The organism is Vibrio sp. 1401 (assembly GCF_033340295.1).
Genome location: NZ_JAWOWF010000117.1, coordinates 1 through 1,290 on the forward strand (window position 1 = coordinate 1; position 1,290 = coordinate 1,290).

Consider the following 1,290-nt stretch of genomic DNA (forward strand, 5'->3'; position numbering starts at 1 on the left):
CAAACAGATCATTGATGACACTACTGAACTGCGCGTATCGCGGTGCAAAACTGTAACCGCATAGATCCAGTAAGGCGAAGTTAACATGATTGACACCGTGTGTATCTGTCGAGAGTACGTCAGGTTTGATTTCACTGCTGTTGGATTGTAACAGGTCATAAATATAGTGTGATTCGTGCTCGTTGGAACCGATGATCCGAGCATTGAGGGCGCTGTGGTTGGCCACCAGTGTCATGGCCGTGATCCCTTTGTTGGTGCCGAAATACTTAGAGGAGTACCGGGTTTTAAAGGTTTCCAGATGGGTTTCGAATTTCTGACCATCCGCACTGGCATGCAGCTGGTCCTCCTGAATATGGTAGTGGCGGAAGATGGGTAGCGCTGCAACCGCATTATTGATCACGTCGCTGGCGTCATGCAGCGTTTCAGGCCGGATATAGTTGGCCTGCACCGTACTCAGGTGTTCATAGCTTCGATCGGAGATCTGCGCCATGCCATACACACCACGGTGAGTGGCGTTGGCAATCAGAATGGCCAGTAAATCATCCTGATGAGTGAACCCTTGTTTTTGTATCGGAAGTACATGAGTCAGACATTTCATGAACCCGGTTTCGCGCTCTACATACCGCAGTACATCCGCGATACCGACCGGTTGCATTCGCTTAAAAAAGGGATTGTTGACCAGAGATGTAGCGCTTTTGGTCGGCAGACGCCAGCGGGTACCGGTACGATTTTTCATGATCACATTTCGATTGTCTCCCTCATCAATATGGAGAGCAACGTCTTTGAGTGCACTTTCCAGCCGGTGTTGTTTCTCCTGTAACAATAACTCTGCGGGCTGTTTTAGTCTGTCCAGTGTTGATGAGGCCAGCAAGGTATCCTGCGATGTCTGGGGGATCAGGTCGTCTTCCAGTGCGCGGTATTTGGTAACATTTGGCAAATAAATGCGTCCATTCAGTCGTGAGGTTAACTGCCGGTAGAGCAGCCATTCGTAACGTTGCGGGTTAACGTTATCCTGTTTAACCAACCATGGGAGGTGCTTTTTCGGGATGAGCGACGTATCCATCGTCTTCAGTGGTCCACCGAATGCGATTTCCGTCTGCATCTGTTGAAGTTGGGCGACGACGGCTTCTGAGCCTTTACCGGCCTCACATTCAAGGCACAAGAACACCTGCCTTAACAGTTGCTCCAGGAGATTGCATTGTTCATCGTAATGTTGCCACTGGTACTCTTCCACGGTCCGTTTCTGTTTTTTCAGGTAAAGGCAGAGGGTCTGGATATCCCTGTCATTCA

At 49.6% G+C, this 1,290-nt stretch carries 1 pseudogene; it reads right to left on the bottom strand.

Going from position 1 to position 1,290, the window contains the following annotated elements:
* A pseudogene (locus R7Z77_RS23960) lies at positions 1–1,290 on the bottom strand (Tn3-like element ISShfr9 family transposase); the annotation flags it as partial.